This window comes from Mesorhizobium sangaii (genome assembly GCF_014207355.1).
Classification (GTDB): domain Bacteria; phylum Pseudomonadota; class Alphaproteobacteria; order Rhizobiales; family Rhizobiaceae; genus Mesorhizobium; species Mesorhizobium sangaii.
Genome location: NZ_JACHEF010000003.1, coordinates 783,363 through 801,615, shown reverse-complemented (window position 1 = coordinate 801,615; position 18,253 = coordinate 783,363). Strand labels below are relative to the sequence as shown.

17 protein-coding genes are annotated in these 18,253 nt (G+C 62.3%); 5 read left to right on the top strand and 12 right to left on the bottom strand.

The genetic code is table 11. The features are described 5' to 3' along the window. Positions 1-19: 19 nt before the first annotated feature. Positions 20-1,018: a nicotinate-nucleotide--dimethylbenzimidazole phosphoribosyltransferase gene (locus HNQ71_RS18985; RefSeq protein WP_184874194.1), complete on the bottom strand. Its 999-nt coding sequence runs from the start codon at positions 1,016-1,018 to the stop codon at positions 20-22. Between the two features lie 198 nt (positions 1,019-1,216). On the opposite strand from HNQ71_RS18985, the gene HNQ71_RS18980 reads away from it, so the two are divergent. After that, positions 1,217-1,450: a DUF1289 domain-containing protein gene (locus HNQ71_RS18980; RefSeq protein ID WP_184874402.1), complete on the top strand. Its 234-nt coding sequence runs from the start codon at positions 1,217-1,219 to the stop codon at positions 1,448-1,450. Positions 1,451-1,463: 13 nt separating this feature from the next. Continuing rightward, on the top strand, positions 1,464-2,168 hold the full coding sequence (locus tag HNQ71_RS18975; RefSeq protein ID WP_184874193.1) for a TIGR02281 family clan AA aspartic protease: 705 nt from the start codon (positions 1,464-1,466) through the stop codon (positions 2,166-2,168). Positions 2,169-2,184: 16 nt separating this feature from the next. Here HNQ71_RS18975 and dusA read toward each other — a convergent pair whose 3' ends face one another. The 7 genes from dusA to HNQ71_RS18940 all read right to left on the bottom strand — a co-directional run bounded on the left by dusA (position 2,185) and on the right by HNQ71_RS18940 (position 9,710). Next, positions 2,185-3,183, bottom strand: a complete 999-nt coding sequence (gene dusA / locus HNQ71_RS18970; protein ID WP_184874192.1) for a tRNA dihydrouridine(20/20a) synthase DusA — start codon at positions 3,181-3,183, stop codon at positions 2,185-2,187. A 305-nt stretch (positions 3,184-3,488) separates the two neighbouring features. Next, a complete protein-coding gene (locus tag HNQ71_RS18965; RefSeq protein ID WP_184874191.1) occupies positions 3,489-3,908 on the bottom strand; it encodes an Ohr family peroxiredoxin in 420 nt (139 codons plus the stop codon). A 54-nt stretch (positions 3,909-3,962) separates the two neighbouring features. Next, positions 3,963-5,000 (bottom strand): alpha/beta fold hydrolase, encoded by a 1,038-nt coding sequence (locus tag HNQ71_RS18960; RefSeq protein WP_184874401.1) that lies wholly within the window; start codon positions 4,998-5,000, stop codon positions 3,963-3,965. A 28-nt stretch (positions 5,001-5,028) separates the two neighbouring features. Beyond that, positions 5,029-6,147 carry a redoxin domain-containing protein gene (locus HNQ71_RS18955; RefSeq protein WP_184874190.1) on the bottom strand — a complete coding sequence of 373 codons (1,119 nt, stop codon included), beginning with the start codon at positions 6,145-6,147 and terminating at the stop codon, positions 5,029-5,031. 71 nt (positions 6,148-6,218) lie between these two features. Then, positions 6,219-6,890 carry a VOC family protein gene (locus HNQ71_RS18950; RefSeq protein WP_184874189.1) on the bottom strand — a complete coding sequence of 224 codons (672 nt, stop codon included), beginning with the start codon at positions 6,888-6,890 and terminating at the stop codon, positions 6,219-6,221. Between the two features lie 55 nt (positions 6,891-6,945). Next, positions 6,946-8,262, bottom strand: coding sequence for an epoxide hydrolase family protein (locus HNQ71_RS18945; protein ID WP_184874188.1), 1,317 nt, complete (start codon positions 8,260-8,262; stop codon positions 6,946-6,948). An 86-nt stretch (positions 8,263-8,348) separates the two neighbouring features. Further along, on the bottom strand, positions 8,349-9,710 hold the full coding sequence (locus HNQ71_RS18940; RefSeq protein WP_184874187.1) for an epoxide hydrolase family protein: 1,362 nt from the start codon (positions 9,708-9,710) through the stop codon (positions 8,349-8,351). A 224-nt stretch (positions 9,711-9,934) separates the two neighbouring features. On the opposite strand from HNQ71_RS18940, the gene HNQ71_RS18935 reads away from it, so the two are divergent. Next, positions 9,935-12,790 (top strand): ATP-binding protein, encoded by a 2,856-nt coding sequence (locus HNQ71_RS18935; protein ID WP_184874186.1) that lies wholly within the window; start codon positions 9,935-9,937, stop codon positions 12,788-12,790. A 65-nt stretch (positions 12,791-12,855) separates the two neighbouring features. Here HNQ71_RS18935 and HNQ71_RS18930 read toward each other — a convergent pair whose 3' ends face one another. Then, complete coding sequence (locus HNQ71_RS18930) at positions 12,856-13,218, bottom strand: hypothetical protein (protein ID WP_246461639.1); 363 nt, start codon at positions 13,216-13,218, stop codon at positions 12,856-12,858. Positions 13,219-13,480: 262 nt separating this feature from the next. Here HNQ71_RS18930 and HNQ71_RS18925 point away from each other — a divergent pair, with 262 nt between their 5' ends. After that, complete coding sequence (locus HNQ71_RS18925; protein WP_184874184.1) at positions 13,481-13,840, top strand: YybH family protein; 360 nt, start codon at positions 13,481-13,483, stop codon at positions 13,838-13,840. Between the two features lie 124 nt (positions 13,841-13,964). Here the strand turns inward: HNQ71_RS18925 and HNQ71_RS18920 are convergent, their stop codons facing one another. Continuing rightward, positions 13,965-14,366, bottom strand: coding sequence for a DUF982 domain-containing protein (locus HNQ71_RS18920; protein ID WP_425492242.1), 402 nt, complete (start codon positions 14,364-14,366; stop codon positions 13,965-13,967). Between the two features lie 194 nt (positions 14,367-14,560). Between HNQ71_RS18920 and HNQ71_RS18915 the strand changes: the two genes are divergently transcribed. Beyond that, the gene (locus HNQ71_RS18915) at positions 14,561-16,018 is read left to right on the top strand and encodes an NCS1 family nucleobase:cation symporter-1 (RefSeq protein WP_184874183.1); all 1,458 of its coding nucleotides are present in this window, start codon (positions 14,561-14,563) and stop codon (positions 16,016-16,018) included. A gap of 38 nt (positions 16,019-16,056) precedes the next feature. Here HNQ71_RS18915 and HNQ71_RS18910 read toward each other — a convergent pair whose 3' ends face one another. After that, positions 16,057-16,596 carry a DUF1697 domain-containing protein gene (locus tag HNQ71_RS18910; RefSeq protein WP_184874182.1) on the bottom strand — a complete coding sequence of 180 codons (540 nt, stop codon included), beginning with the start codon at positions 16,594-16,596 and terminating at the stop codon, positions 16,057-16,059. Positions 16,597-16,616: 20 nt separating this feature from the next. Then, on the bottom strand, positions 16,617-18,245 hold the full coding sequence (gene pyrG / locus HNQ71_RS18905) for a CTP synthase (RefSeq protein ID WP_184874181.1): 1,629 nt from the start codon (positions 18,243-18,245) through the stop codon (positions 16,617-16,619). Positions 18,246-18,253 lie beyond the last annotated feature (8 nt).

Here is an 18,253-nt window from a genome sequence, read left to right as displayed (position 1 = left end):
TCGCTCGTGTGTCTGGCGTCTAACCCCGCACAGCCGCCGCCATGCCCGAACTGGTCAGCGCCGCTGCTTTGACCAGGCCTGCGGCAAGAGCGGCCCCTGCCCCCTCGCCATGGCCGATGCCCAGATCGAGCAACGGGCGAAGACCGAGGCGCTCGGCGGCCCTGGCATGCGCGGGGTCTGGCGACAGGCTGGCAAGAAGGCAGTGGTCGAGTGCCGTGGGGTTGGCGGCATGCAGCACCGCTGCAGCCGCCGTTGCCGCAAATCCGTCGAGCAGCACCGGTATCTTCTGCATCCGTGCGGCGAGGATGGCGCCGGCGATCGCCGCGAACTCGCGGCCGCCGACCCGGCGCAGCGCCTCCAACGGGTCGCCGAGATGGCCGCCGTGAAAGGCCAGTGCCGCATCGACCACTTGCGCCTTGCGTGCCTGCATCGCCGCCCCGGCGCCGGATCCCGGGCCGACCCAGTCGGCGCCCTTGCCTCCGAACAGCGCCGCAAACAGGGCCGCGGCGACAGTGGAGTTGCCGACGCCGAGATCGCCGAGGCAAAGCAGGTCGGTGCCGCCGGCGATCGCTTCCATGCCGAAGGCCATGGTGGCGGCGCAACCGCGCTCGTCCAATGCGTCATCCTCGGTGATGTCGGCGGTCGGGATGTGCAGGGCGAGATCGAAAACCTTCAGCCCGAGATCATTGGCAATGCAGATCTGGTTGATGGCAGCACCTCCGGCGGCACAAAGCTCGACCGCGTTGGCGGTCGCCGCCACCGGCCGTGGCGAAATGCCATGTCGGGTGACGCCATGGTTGCCGGCAAAGACCGCCATCAACGGCCTTGTCACGGCGGGCGGAGCCCGCCCGCTCCAGGCGGCCAGCCAGGCGGCGATGTCCTCGATGCGGCCAAGCGAGTTGACGGGCTTGTCGGCCTTGGCAAACAGCGTGCGCACACGGGCTTCGGCTGTCGTGTCGGCCGCCGGCAAGTTGGCCAGCAGGTTGCGAAAATCGTCGAAAGGCAGCGCGCTGGTCATGTCGTCGGCAATCATTCCCTGGAGTTGGTGAGCGGCATAGCCGCCTTGCGTGGTTGGCACAACCTCCTGGATCGTGCTCGTGCATTTGCCGCAAAGATCGCCGCGAAGGCGCAATTGCGAGGGCTTGCATTGGCTTTGCGGTTGCACCATGTGGAGATGGAACAAGGGATTCCGGACGGAAACCCTCAAGAGAAAGACATGACGGTCATCGAATCCCCTTGCATCCTGGTCTGTTCGATCGACATGAAAACCGGCTTCTGTTTCGGTTGCGGCCGCACGCGCGAGGAAATCGGCGCCTGGATCGAAATGACGCCCGAAACGCGCCGCTCCGTCATGGCTGAATTGCCTGCCCGGCTGGAAGCGGTCGAGCGCCGGCCGCGGCGGGAAACACGCCGTGCTCGCATGACGCGCGAACGCGACGCGCTTTCGTGAGGCGACCACACAGATGAACCGGCTGTTCTGGATACTGATTGCCGCGATCGGGATGGGAGCAGTCCTGCTCATGCTCAACGATTCCGGCGGCAGCACGCTTGGCGTCGAGAACTACGATTTCGGCCGGCTGATCTGGCTTGGCGCCTTCGGCGCGCTGGTCGGCGCCGGCCTGCTTCGCTCAGGCAGGCCCTTGGGCGCCATGGCCCGCAACCTCGGCGCCTGGGCGGCCATCGCGCTCGCGCTTATCGCCGGCTACCAGTATCGTTACGAACTGCAGGATGTCGCCAGTCGGGTCACCGCAGGCCTTGTTCCCGGCAGCCCGCTGGCTCTGGGCGTCGAGGACGGCCACGCCACGGTGACACTCGACAAGGCGGACAACGGCCATTTCGAAGCCCGCATCCTGGTCAACGGCAATCCAGTGCGAGCCGTGGTCGATACCGGCGCGACCAGCACCGTGCTGACGTCCGAGGACGCCCAGGCAGCTGGATTCAATCCAGCGGCGCTCAACTACACAATACCGGTCTCGACCGCCAACGGCATGGCGCGCGCCGCGGCCGTCAAGACCGATCAGCTGGCGATCGGCGGCATCGTGCGCAAGGACATGCCGGTGATGATCGCAGCACCCGGCATGCTCAGCCAGAGCCTGCTTGGCATGAACTTCATCGGCTCGTTGTCGGGCTTCGATGTGCGCGGCGACCGCATGATCCTCAGGGATTGACCCCGACCCGAACGCGTCAGGCCGCTTCGGCCGCCGCTCCACCGAACTCGACGGCTGCGAAGGCCGTCTTCAGCACGTCCGGTCCGGCGCCGGGCCGGGTCGCATCGGTGGACAGGATCTGGCGGTAGCGGCGCGCGCCGGGCAAGCCATGGAACAGTCCGACCATATGGCGGGTGACATGGCCAAGCCGCCCGCCCTGTTCGATATGGTGGGCCGCGTACTCTGCCATGGCATCGATCACCGCGGCGAAATCGAACGCGTCGGACTTGACGCCGTAGAAGGCGGTGTCGACGCCGGCCAGAATGCCAGGCGTGTGGTAGGCGGCGCGGCCAAGCATGGCGCCGTCGACGTGGTCGAGATGAGCCCGCGCCTCCTCGATCGACTGAATGCCGCCGTTGATGCCAATGAATTCGTTTCGTTTTCTGGCCTTAAGCCGATAGACGCGGCCATAGTCCAGCGGCGGGATGTCACGGTTTTCCTTGGGGCTCAGCCCTTCCAGCCACGCCTTGCGCGCATGCACCCACAGCGCGTCGGCGCAGGCTTCGAAGACACCGTCCGCCAGCGTATCGAGCGCCGGCTCGGGGTCTTGCTCGTCGACGCCGATGCGGCATTTGACAGTGACGGGAATCGCCACCGCCGCTTTCATCGCGGCGACGCAGTCGGCGACGAGGTCAGGCACTTTCATCAGGCAGGCGCCGAAGGCGCCCGACTGGACGCGGTCGGACGGGCAGCCGACATTGAGGTTGATCTCGTCATAGCCAATGGCTTCGCCGATGCGCGCCGCCTCTGCGAGTTTTCCGGGATTCGAGCCGCCGAGCTGCAAGGCGACCGGATGCTCCGCCGCATCGAAGCCGAGCAGCCGCTCGCGCGCGCCGTGGATGACCGCGTCGGCCACCACCATCTCGGTGTAAAGCAGCGCACGGCTGGTCAGTTGGCGATGGAAGAACCGGCAATGCCGATCCGTCCAATCCATCATGGGTGCAATAGCCAGTCTATGATCTTGATTTTTCAGCATTTTTTCTTTAACGTCAAATCGTTCGCCGAGACGACGCACGGCGCTGGGCAACCGAAACCGAGCGCCAAATCGATCGCGGTTAGACGCCGACTAAGTCCCGTATAGCGCGCCTGAAAGCGTTCGGCGAACTCATCGACCTTCATATCGACGACATGTGCGATGTAGGCAAGTCCCCTCGCCGCTCCAAGGCCGCACCCCTCGATATGCTCCAAAGACATCCGGGAAGTGCAATATCGCAGCCCTTGATCGCACGCTAATCGCTCACTTCGATCCAAACCCTTTTCAGATAGTGTCGGTTGGTCAGGTCAGACGATCCTCGTCATGACATCGATGTTGCCCCGTGTCGCTCTGGAGTAAGGACAAATCTCGTGCGCTTCATCCACCAGAATTTGTACGACATCACGCTCCAGATCCGGCACCGCAATATCCAGCTGGACGCTGAGAAAGTGGCCGTTTTCTCCGTGGTTCAGATTCACCTCGGCCTCGATGCTCACCCCTGCAGGCAGCGCGATTTTTCGTTCGTGGGCCGCAGATGCGATTGCGCTTGCGAAGCTGGCCGACCAGCCGGCCGCGAGCAACTGCTCCGGATTGGTGCCTATGCGCGCCGATCCGGGCGCCGAAAGCCAGATGTCCAGAAGGCCGTCGGAACTGCGCGAGGCGCCATTTTCACGGCCGCCCGTAGTTGCGGTCCTGGCCGTGTAGACAACCCTTGCGATGCGGCTCATGGGCATTCTTTTTGCTGGCAGCGGTAACCGCCGGGGCGGTTACCGCGAACTCGATCAGGCGTCGACCTCGACAACGGCATCAACGAAGGCCTGCGGTGCTTCCTGGGGCAGGTTGTGTCCGATGCCTCCGGTGACAACCCGATGCGCGTATCTCCCTGAGAACATCTTGGCGTATGCGCTGGCGTCCGGATGCGGCGCCCCATTGGCGTCGCCCTCGAGCGTGACCGTCGGCACGCCGATGACCGGTGCCTGCGCGAGTCGCTCCTCAAACGCGTCGTAGTGCTTCTCGCCGGCGGCCAGTCCGAGCCGCCAGCGATAGTTGTGGACCACAATTGCCACGTGATCGGGATTGTCCAAGGCAGCAGCGCTGCGCTCGAATGTGGCATCGTCGAAATTCCACTGGGGGGACGCGAGTTGCCAGATCAGCCTGGCGAAATCCCGTGTGTATTTCTCGTAGCCAGCGCGGCCGCGATCGGTGGCCAAGTAAAATTGATACCACCATTGCAACTCGTCCTTGGGTGGCAGCGGCAGCTTGCCGGCTTGCTGGTTGCCGATGAGGTATCCGCTCACCGAGACCATCGCCTTGCAACGTTCAGGCCATAGCGCGGCAATGATGTTCGCGGTCCGGGCGCCCCAGTCGCAGCCTCCCATCGTCGCTTTTTCGATGCCCAGTGCGTCCATCAGGGCGACAATGTCGGCGGCGATCGCCGACTGCTGGCCGTTGCGCATCGAATCGTCCGACAGGAAACGCGTTGGCCCGTAGCCGCGCAGGTACGGAACGATCACGCGGTGGCCTTTCGCCGCCAGCCGAGGCGCGACATTGGCATAGGTGTGGATGTCATACGGCCAGCCATGCAGCAGGATGACGGGTGGGCCGTCGGCGGGTCCAAGCTCGGCATAGCCGACGCTCAGCACGCCGGCATCGATCTGCTTCAAGGGCCCGAAGGACGCTGCCACGGGCTCTCCGGTCGCCTCTTGCGCTTGTGCCGGGCCCATCAGGCCGAACTGAGTGGCGGCGAGAGCCATCGCGGTGGCGCCAAAGAACCGTCGGCGTTCTTGGTCGATCTCATCAGGGGTATTGAGCGAATGCATTTGAGAACCTCTTTCCTTGTCCGGACGATCAGCCAAACGTGAAGGCAAAGACCTCCACGCCCGAGTCGAGAAACTCGATCTCGAACTGGCGATCGACGATGGGTTTCGATTGTCGAATCAGCTGGTACAGGCGCTGCTCTGTCACTGCACCTTCGCCCTTTTCATTGACGTCGATGCCGTGAGCCGAGCCTGGTGGCTGTCCGTCGATCAGCACGCGAAATCTCACGGACGTTCCCGGCGATGCCGGACCCATGACCAGATGAAGGTCGCGTGCGTGGAAATGGTAGACGATGCGGCCGTCGGACTTGTTCAGTACGGCTTTTTCTTTCCTTACCGTCCAATCGCCAGACAGCCCCCACTCATTCAGGCGTAATCGCGCCGGCAATTCGTAGGCATGCGGCTCGTCCAAGACTAGCTCGCCGCTGGACGCAAAGTTCTGGGTGCGTTCATATCCGGAATAGTTTTCAGGAGAGTTGAGGCTCTCCCAATCGGCCGCCGCTTCGATGCCGCGGGCATCTACCGACACAGGCTCACGATCGAATCCACCAGCGCCAGCCTCGGCCAGCAATTCCTGGATGACCATTTCCGATTGTTGGTATGACCCCTCGCCAAAATGATGATACCGGACACGTCCCTGCGAATCGATGAAATAGAGTGCCGGCCAATACTGGTTGCTGAAGGCCCGCCATATGAGATGGTCGTTGTCGACGCCGACCGGATAATCGATCCGCAGGTCTTTCGCCGCCCGGTGCACGTTGTTCAGGTCTTTTTCGAATGCGAACTCCGGCGCGTGGATTCCGATCACCACCAAACCATGCTTCCGGTATTTCTCGTCCCAGGCCTGGACGTAGGGAAGCGTGCGCAGCCAATTGATGCAGGTGTAAGTCCAGAAATCGACGAGGACGACCTTGCCATGCAAAGCCGACGCCGTCAGCGGCGGTGAATTTATCCACTCTTGCGCCCCTTCGAGCGAAGCAAGCTCCGATTTTTCCTCAAGCCGGTAGGTAGAGAGTTCGTGGAGAAACGGAACCCGCATTGGTGTGGAGATTATGGACTGCGCCATATTCGTGCCCCCTAGAAAACCGGCAATCGGAGCCCCGATTGCCATTGCGAGCGCCGCGGCGAACAGCAGCTTGGTTGCTTTCATCAACGACGCCTTCTAGTTCGATCGATGTCGTCGCGCGAACGGTTCGAATGCGCACTGCGCGCCCAACCGCTTCACAGCGGAAGTTCGTTGCCAGCCTGCTCAGCCACCATGTATTCCGCGTACCAGTCCGGCCAGTTCTCATCGCGCTGGCCGCCTGTCCGCTGCTCGTGCTCGCCATGAGCCACAGAGGCACGCCGAAGCGCGGCTGCGAGCTCGGCCGACGAGACAAATGTGGCGCCGCCACCGTCGACGCGGCCTGGCGCTCGCGCAGTGACCTCCTGCAAGAGCCAGTTGTTTCCGGCCGGATCGCTGAAGGAAGCCCACGAGGCGTAGCTGCGTCTTTCCGGATCGGGCCCGCTGACGCGCCCTTTGTCACCGGCATAATGGTACACTTCGCTTACGTCGACCCCACGATCGGCGAGTTCGGCGCGTGCTGCCTCGATGTCCGACACGACGAGTTCACCAGCGGTTTCGAGGATGTCGAGCTCGATACGAGCATAAGGACCCGGTGCAACGCCTGAGCCGAAGACAACCGAACACTGGGAGCCAGGCGGCGTAAACTGGATGATATGAAATTCGTCGCCTACGAGGTCGGCGTCCAGCCGCCAACCCAAGCCTGCATAGAACAGCTTGGCGCGGTCGACATCGGAAACTGGAATGACTACGACCTCGAGCTTCATATCGTGGGGTCGCGGCTTTTGCGTCTCGACTGCGGTGTTGCTGCGGGTGGTGGCAATCGCCATGTCTGCGTCCTCCGTTGAGTTTGATGGGAATGCTTGGTGTGCCCCTCCGGTCAGTTCAGTTTCTTTGCCGCAGCGACCTGAAGGCAGCGCGCAACTCGGCGGAGAAGAGCTCCGGCTGCTCCCACGCGGCGAAGTGGCCGCCCTTGTCGACCTCATGGAAGTAGATCAGGTTGGGATAGGCGCGCCGGGCCCACGTCTCGGGGGCCCGATAGCCTTCCCCCGGAAAGACCGTGATGGCGACCGGCAGCTTGACTTCGTTGGTCTTTTCAGGGTCGGCAAAAACGGGACTGCGCCCGCCGCCGTACTCCCAGTAAATTCGCCCGGACGAGGTGGCGGTGTTCGTCAACCAGTACAGAGTTATGTCGTCCAGCACTTCGTCCGGCGACTTTTCAGGGTCGCTATCGTCGTAGGTCCAGCCTGAAAAGCCCGGATGCCCGAGCATCCATGCTGCGAGCCCCGCAGGGGAATCATTGATGGCGTAACCTATCGTCTGCGGTCGGGTGCCCATCATCGTGGCGTAGGATCTATTCCCCATCTTGGCGGCCATGCTGAGCGCGTCGAATGCCGTGCGCTCCTTACCCGTCAGGCCTGCCGGCACTGGTCCGCCGGTGGCGAGCACAGCAGCTATCTCAGGTGGTACGACAGCCGGCAGGTTGACATGGATGCCAAGAAGTCCTGCAGGGGCCAGGCGGCCCATCGCATTCGACACGGGGGAGCCCCAGTCGCCGCCTTGGGCGACGTATTTTGTGTAGCCGAGGCGCTTCATCAGCTCTGCCCAGGCGCGCGCAATGCGCTCTGTATTCCAGCCGGTCTCAGTCGGCTTGCCGGAGAAGCCGAAACCCGGCAACGACGGCAATACGAGGTCGAACGCGTCCTCAGGGCTGCCGCCATCCGCGGTGGGATCGGTGAGCGGACCGACCGTTTTGAGCAGTTCCAGCACCGAGCCAGGCCAGCCATGCGTCATGATCAGCGGCAGCGCATGGGGATGTTTCGAGCGAACGTGGATGAAGTAAATGTCCACGCCGTCGATCGTGGTCATGAACTGAGGCAGGGAATTCAGCTTCGCTTCCGCTGTCCGCCAGTCGTAGGCCCTGCCCCAATACTCGACGAGCGGCCTGATCTTCGCGAGCTGAATGCCCTGCGACTGGTCACCGACGGTCTCCCGGTCGGGCCACCGTGTTGCTGCAATACGACCGCGAAGGTCGTCGAGCGCCGTTTGCGGCACCTGAATTTTGAAGGGCCGGATCGAGCGATCCTCGACCGGATTTGCGAAGGCGGGCGCGGAGAGGGTGCAAAGCCCTAACACCAGCGCAGCGGTAGCGAGCGCGGTGCATGCCGCAACTGCGGCAAGCGTCTTGATGAGAGGGTTCATTGCAGTCGCTCCCTTCGGAAGTTCGCTATGCAGGAGTCGCAGGCGGAAGATGGCCCACGTCCGGCGCGCCGTCCCCCGCCAACACGTCAGGTCTGGATCGTCTTGAATGTTGCGCGCACCTCATCGGTGAAGGTCTTCGGCTGTTCCCAGGCAGCGAAATGGCAACCCTTGTCTGTGCGCCCGTAATGCAGAAGCTTCGGGAACGCGCGTTCAGTCCAGCTCTTCGGCGCTGTGTAGATTTCGCTGGGGTTCGCAGTGGCTCCGACAGGAATTGTGATGCCCTTGGCGTCGAAGAAGCCGGCCTTCGCCGTTTGCGTGTGTTCCCAATAGAGACGTGCCGACGAGATCGCCGTGTGGGTCAGCCAATAGAACGTGATGTTGTCGAGGATGTCGTCGCGGGTAAGGCCCTCCGGCTCTCCGTCGAAGGAGCGGGCGATCAACGCATAGCTATCCGCATCGTGATCGAGGATCCACGCCGCCAGGCCGGCCGGTGAATCGACGATCCCGTAGAGCGTTTGCGGACGAAGCGCCATTTCGTTGGCGTAGCCCAGGCCGTTCTTGTAGAAAAACGCCACCTGCTCGTAGGCGCGCTTCTCGTCGGGGCCGAGATCGGCAGGGGGCGGGCCGCCAGAGGCAAGCGCCTTCACGATCTCGGGCGGAATGGTCCCCGGCATGTTTGTGTGGATGGCGGCCAGCTCGGGAGGTGCGATCAGAGCCATCTGTTCGGTGATAAGTGCTCCCCAATCGCCGCCCTGCGCGACGTACCGGTCGTAGCCGAGGCGCTTCATCAGCACGATCCACGCCCGCGCGATGCGCGCTGAATCCCAACCGGTTTCGGTGGGCTTGCCGGAAAAGCCGTAGCCCGGCATCGACGGGATCACCACGTCGAACGCGTCGGCCTCGGCACCGCCGTGCGCAGTGGGATTGGTGAACGGATCGATGATCTTCAGGAGTTCGATGACCGAACCGGGCCAGCCATGTGTGATGATGATAGGCAGGGCGCCCTGATGCTTGGATTTCACGTGGATGAAGTGGATGTCGAGGCCGTCGATCTCGGTGACGAAATTGGGCAGCGCCTTCAACCGCGCCTCGCATTTGCTCCAATCATATTCCGTTCCCCAGTAGTGCATGAGCTTCTGCATCGTGGCGAGTTGCACGCCCTGCGTTGGCCCTACCGTCGCCGGGGTCGACCAGATCCGCCGGGAGGCCTCGTCGGAGACGAGCTCGCGCTCCGGCCAGCGCGTAGCGACGATGCGCCGGCGAAGCTCGGTGAGCTCTTCCTGCGGGAAGCTAACGGTGAAGGGGCGGATGCCATCGTTGGTTGATGCGGCGGCCTTTTGTGACGGGAGCAGGCTCGCGGCGCCCGCGGCGGCGATGCCGACCGCGGCAGTGCCCAAAAGTCGCCGGCGATCCTGGTCGATTGTTTCGGAGGTTCTGGTCGTGTCCATGGGACTCTCCTGGGGTTGATGGATGCGATCTGCACTGCTTGACGTACCCCCGGGAGATGGGATTAGCCCGTTATGTGTCGTGAGCTCTTGTTAGTCGCTGCCCGCCTGCCGCTTTTTTGAGCAGATAGGAGGCGCCAGACAGTGGAGACTCCCTATGGTGCGGGAGCGCGCCTTGACTTAAACTGAGGCGCTGGGTGCAGGCGGCTCCCAAAAGAAGAGACGCCATGACGATAACGGCAAGTCAGGCCAAAGACAGGTTGTCGTTTGGCCCTTTCTGTTTGGCTGCGGGTGAAAGGCTCCTGACAAGAGAAGGCGCTCCCGTAGAGCTGGGCTCGCGCGCCCTTGAAATTCTCATCGTCCTGACTTCCGCGCCGAATGAAGTCGTCAGCAAGAAGGATCTGATGTCGCGGGTCTGGCCCGATGTGGTTGTCGAGGAAGGCAGCCTGCGGTTCCACATGACAGGGCTGCGCAAGGCGCTGGGCGATGGAAAGCATGGCGCGCGTTACATCGCGACGCTTCCGGGGCGCGGCTATTGCTTCGTTGCACCGGTCTCGCGATTAAGCAGCCCACACGACGAAGCCCCATTTATCGCCGCCGGGTTTCCGCATGCGAATCTTCCAAACCGCTTGAGCAGAATGGTCGGGCGGGATGAGGACGTTCTCAAGCTGTCGGCGCAGCTGAATGCTTCGCGGTTCGTCACCATCGTTGGCGCCGGCGGTGTCGGCAAAACCACCGTTGCGATCGCAGTCGGGCATCATCTGATCGACGCATTTTATGGGGCAGTTCTGTTCGTCGATCTGGGAATGATCGGTGATCCCGGTCTGGTGGCGACAGCCGTCGCCTCGATGCTTGGGCTATCCGTTCAAACAGAAGATGCCACGCCCAACCTGATCGCTTACTTGCGCAACAAGCGGATTCTCTTGATCCTCGATACCTGTGAGCATCTCTTGGATGCGGTGGCGCCTTTGGCAGCAAGCATCGTCGATGCGGCGTCACAGGTCCACATTCTGGCGACGAGCCGCGAGGTGCTTCGGGTTGAGGGTGAGCATATCTATCGATTGGATGCGCTTGCCTATCCGCCCGACGAACCTGGACTAACGGCGGCCATTGTCCAGACCTTCCCGGCCACCCAACTGTTCGTCGAACGAGCGGTGGCAGGCGGCGCTCGTTTGGACGTCAGCGATGCGGAGGCCCTGCTCATCGCGAGCATCTGTCGAAAGCTCGACGGAGTGGCGCTCTCCATCGAACTGGCGGCCAGGCGCGTCGAATCCTATGGGCTGCAACAGACCGCCGCACTTCTTGATCAACGCCTGACACTGCTGTGGCTCGGTTCGCGGACCGCGCCGCCGCGTCAGCAGACCCTCCAAGCGACACTGGACTGGAGTTTTGGGCTCTTGACCGACCTTGAGCGCATGGTGTTGCGCAGGCTCGCTGTGTTCGTCGGTCATTTCACGCTCGATGCCGCACTGGAGGTGGTGACGAGCGCGACCCTCGATCGATCGACCGTCCTGGGCGCCATGGACAGTCTCGTCGCCAAATCGATTGTAGCGACGCGTCCGGTCGGAGCGATGATACGCTACCGGCTCCTCGATACCACGCGCGCCTACGTTCTCGATATCCGGATCGATGACGCGGAGGCTGCCGATCTGTCAGTGCGCCACGCCGCCTACTATCGGAGATGGCTGGAGCAGACAGGGATCGGATGGCCAAAACTGGCGACCGGTGAGGAACGGGCTCCTCACTTCGCCGCCATCAACAATGTCCGAGCTGCCCTGGAATGGTGCTTCGGCAACAACGGAAACGCCGACATCGGCATGGGACTCGCCATCGCTGCCGCGCCGGTTTTCCTGGCGATGTCCTTGTTGCCGGAGTGTCATCGCTGGTCTGAAAGAGCAATACTGGCTTCCGACGGTGCCGCCCTTGGCGGACTTGACGAGATGCATCTTCAGGCCGCTCTCGGCGTATCCTTCATGTTCATGCGGGGAGGACGCGACAGGGCGCGCGTAGCCCTGCAGAGAAGCCTGGCGATCGCCGAGGAGCGCGGCGATCCGCTGGATCAGGTGCGTCTGTTAGGTCCGCTCAACATGTTCCATCTGCGGACGGGCAATTTCGTAACCGCGCTCGAAATTGCAAGACGTTGTTCAGCCACAGCCGCCGGTCTGGAGGATTCGGTCGCGATCGCACTTGCGCATTCGATCCTGGGTATCTCGCTTCACTTGCGAGGCGACCTCGCGGCGGCGCGCGCAGAGCTGGAGGCGGCGCTCGACCGTGGGCCGCGCTCTCAGCGGACCACAACGATCTATCTGGGCTTCGAAGGCAAAATCCTGGCTAGGGCAATTCTGGCGAGGAACCTTTGGCTGCAAGGCCATCCGGATCAAGCCATGGCGCATGCTCGGCAGGCCGTCGAAGAGGCTGCCGCCATGGATCATTCTCTAACGCTGGCGATCGCGTTGATCTGGGCGACATCCGTCTTCCTGTGGACGGGCGACCTGAAGAGCGCCGAGGCGTACATCGACATGCTCATCGCCCGCGCGGAATCCCATTCCATGACCCCTTACCTGCTGGTCGGTCGGGGATTCAAAAGCGAAGTCGCGATCCGTCAAGGCGATGCAAGAGGCGGTGTCGAGGGCCTGCAGACTTCTCTTCAGAAGCTGCACGCGGCACCTTACGAATTGCTCACGACTCCGCTCAACCTCTCTCTGGTCAGGGGATTGTCCACAATCGGTCAGGTCGATGAAGCAATTGCGCTGATCGACGAGTCGCTTGGCCTCGTCGAAAAGAACGGCGACCAACTGTACCTCCCGGAGTTGCTGCGGATGAAGGGAAACCTCCTTCTCCAGTCGCAACGCAACCGCGACGAAGCTGCCGCCTACCTCATGCAGGCACTGGAGTTGAGCCGCAGTCAGCACGCGCGGGCATGGGAGTTGCGAACCGCAATCGACATGACCACGCTGATGACCGGGCGCGGAGAGATCAACAGCGCTCGCGAGCTCTTGCAACCGGTTGCGGCGCATTTTGTGGAGGGCCTGAATACGGCGGATGTTAAGGCTGCCGAACACCTGCTGGCGACGCTAAGCTAGAACTTTCTATGCCACCGCCGCCCCCACTGGCGTCGTCCGCTGTCCGCGTCTGCGGGACGATCGTATCATCCCTCCCACATCGTCGATCGGAGAAGTGCCTGCATATGCTCGGCCAGGTCGAGTTCGCCGCGCGCCTCGATCTCTAAAAGAAATCGGGACTTGGCCAGGCGATCGCCTTCCTTGACCGCAGCATAGGCGCAGATGGCCAGTAACGCCCTCTCCTCCTCCCGGCCGGCCTTGACGAGGTGGCGGCTACCCCAGTCCGTTTCGTGCAGGGCTTTGCTAAAGGACGCATATGCTGCCTTGTGCGCCCCAATCAGCACTTGCAGATCGTTGGACGGTTCCCGATCTCGGCCCAGCGGCTCTGTGCCGAGAGCCTTTGCAGCAGCCGTCGAGGCGACGACTGCGCTGCCGGAGTGGAAGAGCAAGGCGCGGCGATTGATCCTGGACGTGGTGAATTCCCCCCTTTGCTTGGTCGCACCGTAACACGACGGTTCGCGCATTCATGTCAGGATGGATAGCCCACCCCCGGAAGAGTTCCAGGCAGACATCCCGCCCCCACGATTGGGGCCTCCCTCAACTGCCGAGCCTCGTCAGTCAACAACTGCGCTGATCCAGAAAATTCCTTCTCCTGCCACGGATGGGAGCTTTTGCGGTAAGGTTCCGGCTGGATGACGCGCGGAGGCCAGCATGGACGACACAGCAGACAGAAAACCTGTCTACGATCCCCAGCAACTGGAGCCGTTGCTGATTTCGCGGCAGCACGCAGGCGACGTCGACGGCATGACGGCTCTGTTCGAACCCGATGCCGTGATCGACTGTGGTGGCGGAAATCTGCTGTGCGGCGAGCAGGCCATCCGCAGCTACTATGCCGAGATCGTCGCGTCCGGACGGAAGTTTGCCGTGGGCGAGCAGCGGCCGGCGCTCATTTGCGGCGACCTTGCCCTCACATCGACCCGACTTCCCGATGGCGACGTGACCAGCGAGGTTGCCCGGAGGCAAAGCGATGGCAGCTGGCTTTGGGTGATCGACCGATATTCCGTCACCTGAAGCACCTGAGACAAGCGCCTGATCGGGAGGAATTTTCGACGCCAAGCATTCTCGGAGCGCGTCTCAAACTCGACCCGCGCCGCAGCGGCGCGAGACCCCGCATCAACCGTCAATCAACAGGCGCTTACCGCCGCAACGCGTATACCTTTGCCATGCTTTCGCTGGCTGCCGGCAACATCATGTCATCGTCGAGAAGGCGCGTAATGCGGGCAAAGCCTGTAAACGCTTTCCTTGCTTCCTCGGGCGACATCTGGCCCGACAAGGCGGCCGAGCAGCAATTCAGCGCGCACTGATAGACCGGACCGCGCCGTCCCGTCGGCCATTTTCTCAAGAACACCATGGCCTCGGCAACACTATCGATTTCTTCTACAGGATGTCCCTGCCCGCGCGAAATGCGCACGGGCGAAAAGAAGTGCAGATAATCCATCATTTCCTCCCGGTCGACCGCTGCACGATCGAACCTTATGAAACGCGCCATCCTCAGGTTGGTTCCGTGTAAAGAACCGGAATTATAAAAAATCGCCATATGCCGAAATTCGAATCATTCGACCGGCAAACGCAAAACGGCCCACCATCGCGCCCCGTCGATAATCGCAGTCCTCATTGAATATCTTTAAGGCCAAAGCCGGCAAATAGGTTGCTTGTCCGTTCCCCAGCGTCAGGCTTACCCTGCATTCGGCCAACGCGTGAGGGCGCGTGCTGCAAAAGGGGACCATTGCAATGACAATACAGGGTGCTTCACCTGATCTGTACAACGAGGATCTGGCTCCGGCCAAAATTCGAAACTGGGGACCATTCTCGATCTTCAACGTCTGGACGTCGGACGTTCACAGCCTCTGGGGCTACTACCTGGCTGCCAGCCTGTTCCTGTTCTGTGGCGGCTTCGTCAACTTCATCATCGCCATCGGCATCGGTTCGCTGATCATCTACGCGCTGATGAACATGGTCGGCTATGCCGGCGTGAAGACTGGCGTGCCCTATCCCGTGCTTGCCCGCGCCTCATTCGGCATCTGGGGCGCCAACATACCGGCGCTGGTGCGCGCCATCGTCGCCTGCTTCTGGTACGGCGCGCAGACGGCGGCCGCCTCCGGCGCCATCGTGGCACTCTTGATCCGCTCGCAATGGTTCGCCGATTTCAACGCCAACTCGCATTTCCTCGGTCATTCCGGCCTGGAGGTGATCTGCTTCGTCGTCATCTGGGCGCTGCAGCTTCTGATCATCCAGCGCGGCATGGAGACGGTGCGCCGCTTCCAGGATTGGGCGGGTCCGGCGGTCTGGGTGATGATGCTGATCCTGGCAATTTACCTCTGCGTCAAATCCGGAACCTTCGCCTTCACCAGCGACATCCCGATGGACGTGCTGTTGGAGAAGACCAAGGATGCCGGCGTGCCAGGCACGCCGGGCTCGTGGACCGCGCTGTTTGCGGTGGCCGCGATCTGGGTGACCTATTTTTCGGCGCTCTATCTCAACTTCTGCGATTTCGCCCGCTATGCGCCCGATCAGGCGTCGCTGCGCAAAGGCAACATCTGGGGCCTGCCGGTCAACCTCATCCTGTTCTCGCTGGTTGCCGGCGTCACCACCATTGCCGCTTACGACGTCTATCACGAGGTGCTGCTGCATCCCGACCAGATCTCGGCGAAATTCGACAGCTGGTTCCTGGCAGCCCTTGCGGCCCTGACCTTCGCCGTGGCGACGCTTGGCATCAACGTCGTCGCCAACTTCGTGTCGCCGGCCTTCGACTTCTCAAACGTCTTTCCCAGGCAGATCGACTTCAAGAAGGGCGGCTATATCGCCGCGTTGATCGCGCTGGTGCTCTACCCCTTCGCGCCGTGGGAAGGCAGTGCCGCCTCCTTCGTCAACATCATCGGCGCGACGATGGGACCGATCTTCGGGGTTATGATGGTCGATTACTATCTGATCCGCAAAGGTGAGGTCGACGTCGAAGCGCTCTACCGCGAGGACGGCGAGTTCCGCTTCCAGGGCGGCTGGCACGTCAATGCCTTCATCGCCGCCGGCATCGGCGCCATCTTCTCGTCGATCCTGCCCAACTTCACCAACTGGCTGCCGTCCTGGTGGGGTGTCTATGGCTGGTTCTTCGGCGTTGGCATCGCCGGCACCATCTACTACGTGCTGCGCTCAGCGGCTTTGGGCGCTGGCGCCAAGACCGCGAAGGCCTGACGGGCATCGTCCGGGGCGGCGCAAAGCCGCCCCGGATCCTATGCGCCGACCATCTCGGCCAGTTTGCGCACCGTGTTCCAGTTGCGCGACGTGCCGATACCGAGACGTTTGTGGCTCGTTGCCGCCAGAAGACGCGAACTGGGCCTCTCACGCGAAAAGACAACCCAGATGTCGCCGCCGACCGACAGCACCTTCTCGTCCGCAGCGGCATAGGCCTGGAGCACCGCTACAGCATCCACTGCCGCAGGTTTGCGCATCACGCGGACCGCCACCTGGTCGCCAGCTTCGGCGGACTCGCCCGGGAACGGATTGCCGGCGGCAAGCGTCCGCCAGTCCTCGGCACCGCGCACGATGATATCGACATGCCGGCCGAAGGTCTTTTCGAAGGCTGCTTCCAGCCGCTGCTCCAGATCAGCGATCGCCGTTGCCGACGTCTCGAAGACCAGGTTTCCGGTCGCCACCAAGGTGCGAACATTCTTCAGGCCGAGGTCTTCCGCCATCGCCTTTAGGTCGGCCATGACGAGCCGCCGTCCCTCGCCCAGGATGATGCTGTAGAGGAGCGCGACATAGGTCTGCATGCCCGGCCCGCCGGTGGTCGTTAGACCAGCCTGCTCTGTTCCACCGCGGCCTCGATGAAGCTGGCAAACAGAGGATGCGGTTCGAGCGGCCGGCTTTTCAGTTCCGGATGATACTGCACGCCGATGAACCACGGATGGTCGGGGTATTCGACCGTCTCCGGCAACACGCCATCGGGCGACATGCCGGCAAACACCAGGCCGCAATCCTCGAGCCGCTCCTTGTAATCGACATTGACCTCATAGCGGTGGCGATGGCGCTCGGAAATCTGCGTATCGCCATAGATCTCGGCGATCTTGGAACCCTTGGCGAGATCGGCCTGATAGGCGCCGAGCCGCATCGTGCCGCCGAGATCGCCGGTTTCCCGGCGCTTCTCCAGCATGTTGCCTTTTAGCCATTCGGTCATCAGGCCGACCACCGGTTCGTCGGTTGGGCCGAATTCGGTCGATGAGGCGTGCTCGACGCCGGCCAGCGACCGCGCGGCCTCGATGCAGGCCATCTGCATGCCGAAGCAGATGCCGAAATACGGCACCTTGCGTTCACGCGCGAACTTCGCCGCCAGGATCTTGCCTTCGGAGCCGCGCTCGCCAAAGCCGCCGGGAACCAGGATGCCATGCACCTTTTCCAGCCAGGGCGTCGGATCTTCCTTTTCGAAAATCTCCGATTCGATCCAGTCGAGCTTGACCTTGACGTGATTGGCCAGGCCGCCATGCGAAAGCGCCTCGATCAACGATTTGTAGGCATCCTTGAGGCCGGTGTATTTGCCGACCACGGCGATGGTAACCTCGCCTTCCGGATTGTGGATGCGGTTGGACACCGCCTGCCAGGGTTCCATGCGCGGCTTCGGCGCCGGATCGATACCGAACGCGGCCAGCACTTCCGAATCAAGCCCTTCCTTGTGATAGGCCATCGGCACGTCGTAGATATGCGGCACGTCGAGCGCCTGGATCACAGCACTTTCGCGCACATTGCAGAACAGCGACAGTTTTCTGCGCTCTTCCTTCGGAATGGCGCGGTCGGCGCGAACCAGCAGAATGTCAGGCGCGATGCCGATGCCGCGCAGTTCCTTGACCGAATGCTGGGTCGGCTTGGTCTTCAGTTCACCCGCCGTCGGGATGTAGGGCATCAGCGTCAGATGCACGTAGACGGCGTTGTTGCGCGGCAGGTCGTTGCCAAGCTGACGGATCGCCTCGAGGAACGGCATCGCCTCGATATCGCCGACCGTGCCGCCGATCTCGCACAGCACGAAATCATAGTCATCGTTGCCGTTGAGGACGAAATTCTTGATCTCGTCGGTAACGTGCGGAATGACCTGCACGGTGGCACCGAGATAGTCGCCGCGCCGCTCGCGCTCGATGATGTTCTTGTAGATGCGGCCGGTGGTGATGTTGTCCTGCTGGTTGGCCGAGCGGCCGGTGAAGCGCTCATAGTGGCCAAGATCGAGATCGGTCTCCGCACCGTCATCGGTGACGAAAACCTCGCCATGCTGGTACGGCGACATCGTGCCTGGATCGACATTGAGGTAGGGGTCGAGTTTTTTGATGCGTGCGCGATAGCCTCGCGCCTGCAAGAGAGCCCCAAGGGCCGCTGCGGCAATGCCTTTTCCAAGTGAGGAAACCACGCCGCCTGTGATGAATACATATCGCGCCATGGGAGTCA

Coding starts and splice junctions, on each gene's coding strand:
- HNQ71_RS18985 (WP_184874194.1), bottom strand. CDS start 1,018: ATGACCAGCGCGCTGCCTTTCGACGATTTTCGCAACCTGCTGGCCAAC.
- HNQ71_RS18980 (WP_184874402.1), top strand. CDS start 1,217: ATGACGGTCATCGAATCCCCTTGCATCCTGGTCTGTTCGATCGACATG.
- HNQ71_RS18975 (WP_184874193.1), top strand. CDS start 1,464: ATGAACCGGCTGTTCTGGATACTGATTGCCGCGATCGGGATGGGAGCA.
- dusA (WP_184874192.1), bottom strand. CDS start 3,183: ATGCTGAAAAATCAAGATCATAGACTGGCTATTGCACCCATGATGGAT.
- HNQ71_RS18965 (WP_184874191.1), bottom strand. CDS start 3,908: ATGAGCCGCATCGCAAGGGTTGTCTACACGGCCAGGACCGCAACTACG.
- HNQ71_RS18960 (WP_184874401.1), bottom strand. CDS start 5,000: ATGCATTCGCTCAATACCCCTGATGAGATCGACCAAGAACGCCGACGG.
- HNQ71_RS18955 (WP_184874190.1), bottom strand. CDS start 6,147: ATGAAAGCAACCAAGCTGCTGTTCGCCGCGGCGCTCGCAATGGCAATC.
- HNQ71_RS18950 (WP_184874189.1), bottom strand. CDS start 6,890: ATGGCGATTGCCACCACCCGCAGCAACACCGCAGTCGAGACGCAAAAG.
- HNQ71_RS18945 (WP_184874188.1), bottom strand. CDS start 8,262: ATGAACCCTCTCATCAAGACGCTTGCCGCAGTTGCGGCATGCACCGCG.
- HNQ71_RS18940 (WP_184874187.1), bottom strand. CDS start 9,710: ATGGACACGACCAGAACCTCCGAAACAATCGACCAGGATCGCCGGCGA.
- HNQ71_RS18935 (WP_184874186.1), top strand. CDS start 9,935: ATGACGATAACGGCAAGTCAGGCCAAAGACAGGTTGTCGTTTGGCCCT.
- HNQ71_RS18925 (WP_184874184.1), top strand. CDS start 13,481: ATGGACGACACAGCAGACAGAAAACCTGTCTACGATCCCCAGCAACTG.
- HNQ71_RS18920 (WP_425492242.1), bottom strand. CDS start 14,366: ATGGCGATTTTTTATAATTCCGGTTCTTTACACGGAACCAACCTGAGG.
- HNQ71_RS18915 (WP_184874183.1), top strand. CDS start 14,561: ATGACAATACAGGGTGCTTCACCTGATCTGTACAACGAGGATCTGGCT.
- HNQ71_RS18910 (WP_184874182.1), bottom strand. CDS start 16,596: ATGCAGACCTATGTCGCGCTCCTCTACAGCATCATCCTGGGCGAGGGA.
- pyrG (WP_184874181.1), bottom strand. CDS start 18,245: ATGGCGCGATATGTATTCATCACAGGCGGCGTGGTTTCCTCACTTGGA.